The organism is Sulfuricurvum sp. (assembly GCF_049305995.1).
Classification (GTDB): Bacteria; Campylobacterota; Campylobacteria; order Campylobacterales; family Sulfurimonadaceae; genus Sulfuricurvum.
This window is the reverse complement of record NZ_JBAQPS010000157.1, coordinates 1-5,139: the sequence shown is the minus strand read 5'-3', so window position 1 is coordinate 5,139 and position 5,139 is coordinate 1. Positions and strand designations below refer to the sequence as shown.

The 5,139-nt window shown below is 38.7% G+C and carries 2 protein-coding genes; both read right to left on the bottom strand.

Annotated features, from left to right (window positions below; genetic code table 11):
- A partial coding sequence (locus tag WA010_RS05300; protein ID WP_422556103.1) for a reverse transcriptase domain-containing protein occupies positions 1-4,498 on the bottom strand: 4,498 nt, incomplete at its 3' end.
- 191 nt (positions 4,499-4,689) lie between these two features.
- Positions 4,690-5,139, bottom strand: a 450-nt coding sequence (locus WA010_RS05295; RefSeq protein ID WP_422556102.1) for a hypothetical protein, incomplete at its 5' end; no start/stop codon positions are given.

The following is a 5,139-nucleotide window of genomic DNA, read 5'->3' as shown; positions in this document are numbered from 1 at the left end:
CACTTAGTGGGTCTCGACCAGGTTCCAGAGATGCGTCTGGTGAGTTTTGTGCGTCAGGTATGAGCACAAATTCTGGTGAGCCTTGTGGGTCAGGTATGAACACAAGTTCTGGTTCTGGTGCGTCTTCAAAAATTTCTTCTTCTGGTTCCGGATTTACGGGCTCGGGAATTTCCGGAATAATTTCCGGGGCATCCGGAAGAAGGTAGTCAAATTGTTGGTGCACCACGATGGGTACAGGCACTCCCGGAGGGTGATTGAGAAGTTGTTCATACACAGCTGGGTCGAATGCGAACCCAGGATCACCTGTGAGTATTAAATTTCGTGCACTTGGAGATAATTTCTTTAAAAAGTTGCGCCGTTTATTAGCGGCAATTGTTTTATCGTCTTTAAATAAATTATATTGATCCACAACACTGTTTTTGTGAGTAAAATAATTAAATTGTTTTTGTTTATTCACTGCACTTTTTAAAGTATTTAATTGTTGCACCAATTGATTTCGTTTTGTGAGTAATGAAATATTGTTTATGTTTTTCAAAATTTGTTGACTTATAGCCCAAGTGTTTAAAACTTTAACCAAGTTCACTTGAGCGTCGTTTGATAACTGAGCTCTTTCAGCTAGTCTACCTTGAGCTCGCGTTAATCGTTGGCCCTCCCTCAAGTTTTGAGAGGCAGGGATAATATTTTCCATTTGCACTTGAGTTCTCTTGACACTTTGTCCATTAGTTTGATGCGACATGGAAGGAGGGCTAATGATTTGTGGGGAAGGAGAATTCGAGATAATTGCTTTTCTCGGTCTCCCTCTCTGTCTTGGTGCGTTTCCTGCGCTTTGGCCTATAATGATATTTGGCACAGGAGGGGCAAGAATGTTGTTATTTGGCGTAAACAACTCCTCCCCCCGTGGCGGTTCTATCAAAAGATAATCAAAATTTTCTTCCCTTGTTGTTTGTTCATTTTGGGGTTGTTGAAAATTGATATCTTTTTCTGCCGGTCTCGTTTGAGCTTGTTTAAACTTATTTTCAAAAATAATTTCTTTATTTTTCAAATGCGGAGTTTCGTCTTCAGGAATGGAAACTTTTCTGGTTTGAATACCATCTTTAACTAAATATGGTTTAAGTCTATTCACATTCACTCTATGATGTCTATTATTTTTGAAAACGTCCACTACTCCATTGTCAAACACTCGAGTTATAGGAAATGGGCCTTCCCAATTTGGCGCTAATTTCCTATTTTTGCCTAAAAAGTTCCTCACATCTAGCCATACTAATTGTCCTTTAATATATTTGTGTTGTTCACTTTGGCTATTGTGATAGGTTTGCGCTTTTTGTGTGGCCTTCAGATTTTCTTCAGTGGCCACCTGCCTACATAATTGAAGTCGATGAATATGGTCTTGTGCTTCATTTTCTCCATAAAATCTCCTTATGTCAGGTGCAGGAAAGTTTGGCAGTCTGGCATCCAGGCCATACGTGAGAAAATACGGCGTTGCTTTAATCGATCGGTGAAGCGAGGTGTTATAAGAAAACATGAGAGGAGGGAGATAAAGTTCCCAATCCAAGGTGTTTTGATTAACCACCATGCTTAAATATTTAGCAATCGTTTTATTAGCAACTTCAGCTTGTGCATTGCATTGCGGATGATAGGGAGATGTGATGCTGTGTTCGACTTTTAATATTTTAAATAATTCTTTGTTTAAATTATTTGCAAATTCTTTTCCACCATCTGTCACAAATTCTAGTGGTGTGCCGTATCTACATATCCATCGGTTGAACACGGCGCTGGCCACTGTGGTGGCCTCTTTGTTAGGGAGGGCCACCATTTCACAATATTTCGTAAATGCGTCAGTAAAACACATTACATATTTCTTTCCCGAATCTGATGTCTTTAAAGGGCCAAATAAGTCCATGTGGACCCTTTGATTCGGTGTTGAACATTGTGGCAGTGGTGACAGAAAATGCGGTTTCGGCCGGTCATCTTTTCTGTGGCTTTGGCAGTTTACACAGCTTTGAATGTGTGCTGTTATTTCTGCTTCCATACTTGGCCAATAATATGATTCTAAAATTCTTTCTTTAGTTTTTGTTATGCCATTGTGTCCCGTTAATAGAGTTCCATGGGCTTCTTTCACTAATTGTTCAGTTAATGATACAGGGACCACTAGCACTGTGCGGGAAGGAAAATCGTTTCTTTTTAATCTCCTCCACAAAATATCTTTTTCAATGAAGCATTCTTTTGCGATTTTCTCCACAAACGTTTGCTTATTTTTCTCGATAGGTAAAATGCCATTTTTCAGATAATTAATCACTGCCGCACAAAAAGCGTCCTGTTTTTGTAAGTTCGGCAAATCTGGCATAAATAAATCGATTTCACACAAAACGTTTCTAGACAAAAAATCGGCTGGCATTTCACTACCTTTTTTATATTTGATTTCGAAATCAAATTCATTCATAGCTTCTTGAAGTCTGTTTAATGTTTTTGTATGCACTTTTCCTAATTTTTCCAATGGTCTATGGTCAGTGAAAAGAGTAAAGTGTTTTCCTCTTAAATAGGTGTCGAAGTGGCCCATGGCCCAAACTGCCGACATCATTTCGGCCAGATAGGGAGTGTAGTTCTTTTCATGTGTTTGAAGTCCTCGGCTGGCATAGGCGATGACATGAAAATTTCCTCCTTTGTCTTGTTGGCATAAGATGGCCCCAAAACCACCCTCAAACCCCTCCCCCCCTGTGGAGGCGTCAACTATGAGTGAATAGGGCCTATCTTTCCTGGGGTAAGAAACTATTGGTTCTGAAATTAGTGCAGAACGTAGTTCGAAAAATCCGTCCCTTGCTTCTTTGGGTAACTCCCCCCCTCTCCAACCAGTGTCTTTTCTAGTAAGTTGGTTTAAAGGGGCACTGATTTGTGCGAAATTACGAACATGTGACCTAAAAAAATTACACAGACCTAAAAATTGGCGAATTTGTGTGACAGTAGTAGGGGGCTTAGCTTCCCTAACTACTTTTAGTTTGTCAATTCCAGGCAGTATGCCTTGGGGGGTCAGTCTAAAGCCAAGGTAAGAAACATTTGTTGACCCAAATTCGCATTTTTTCAAATTTAACTTTAAATTAACGTTTCTAAGTCTGTGAAATAATTCATTTAAATCTTTTCTGTGTTGGTCATGAGTGTGAGCGTGAGCCAAGAGATCATCGATATAGACTATGATCCTGTCCATGTCCTTAACTGTTAGCTCTGCCATTCTTTGGAAAGATCCAGGCCCACCTTTTAGGCCCATGCTTAAAACTTTAAAAGCAAACTGACCTAAGCCAGGGCACGTAAAAGCTGTATATGGTCTAGATTTTTCCTCAAGTGGCAGCTGCCAAAAACCAGAAGTTAAGTCCATGGTGCTAAAAATTGTTGACCCAGCCCTGCCGATGTCCCCTATGCACTCGCTCACATCTTTCATGGAATATTTGTCATCCATGCTATTGTCATTTAATGCTCGATAATCTAACACAAATCTGTGGGACCCATCCTTTTTGGGAACCACAAAAATTGGAGAATTATAACGGCTGTTTGTGGGTTCAATTACACCTATTTTTAGCCATTCTTTAATTTGATCAACTAAATTATCTCTGTGACTTTCAGGAATTTTAAATTGTTTAACATAAACAGGCTCTTTAGTTTTTAATTGAATTTCGTGTTTAAAATTATTTGCTTTTCCTAAGTCATTTTTCGTTTTGCTAAAAACATCGTGATTTTCAAAAAGTAATTTTAAATATTTTTGTTTTTCTTCAATTGGAACGTTTAATTTTAAATCTTTCAAAAAATCTTTTTGTTGAGCCGAATTGAGTGGAGGGGGGCGGGCTTTATTTTGTGTAATTTCCGCAACAAACTTTTTCTCGTCAATTTTTGAAAAAGTTCCTTCTAGGACGGGTTCAAATGAACCTAAAATTTCCCCTCTTGGAATAGTTATTTGATAGGGGTAGCAATTTTTGACCATTAATGTTATCTCACCCAATTTATTTGTTTTCACGAGACCTTCTTTTGAAAATAATAGGGGATAATTGTTGGCATGAATTTCTGCTACTCCCGTTTGACCTGATGGCGGTCGTTGACCTGTGTCGGTTTGAGCTGAAAGTCTGAGCGGTCGAGCTGTTAATGGCTCGAAAATTTCTGTTGATAAGGCTGACAGGGCAGCCACCGAAAACGTTTGCGAAATAATATTTAATTCGTCAAATGAAAATTGTCTTTTTCTAATGTTATAATTTAAACCTAATTTTTGAATTGCATCTATACCTAAAATCGCTTCTTGATTTAAGTTCTCGCAAACAAATACTTCGTGTTCAAAACATTTTCCTAAAACTTCTAGTTTTAATTTGCAAGTCCCTAGAGTGCCTAATTTTGTATTTGCTGCACTATTAAGTGACCCAAAATGAGAACTTAAAATTGGTTTATTTTTGAATTTTTCAAAAAGTTGTTTCGAAATTACAGAAACATCTGCCCCAGTATCATACAGCCAATTCCCCTCCACCCCCTCGGAAAAAATTTGAAGAAACGGTCTTTTTGATTGATTTTTATTAATTGCACAAATGTCAAAAGAAAAATTGCATTTATTTGAAAAATAAGAAAAATCGATTGAATTACATGAAAAAATATTTTCTTCAAATTTAGAGGCGGAGGATGCTGGCTGAGCGAGGTCACTACTCCTGAGGACAGTAGGACCTAATGAAAGTTTAAATATGTAGTATCGTATTGACCGTAATTATTAAATAATTGTGCTTCGATACTGCTTAAAGCGTTTTCAGTGGTTGCTATATGCTCCAAGGTTTCGCCGCAATCTTCTTTGTCAGGGCGAAGCTGGAAGTCCGCGTTCACTTCACTTATGGCGCCAGTCCAGGGCTTACCATCTTTATCTTTCCACTGACCTTTTTCGCGTTTTCGTTTGAAGCACTTTGGTTGAGTGTGACCTGATTTGTTGCAATAATAGCAACGGAGGGTCGTGCGAGTTTTCGAAAAAGTTGAGTTCGAACCTGTTGGGCGAGAGCGATTTGCGAAATTTTGATTTTTCGCATTATTTTTGCGATTTCGCTGTATGGCGTCAATTTGTTCGTTTTCAACTTCTGTGATGTGGGTGACCGTTTTGCTTGGGTCGGTCAGCTGGCGTTCAATGTG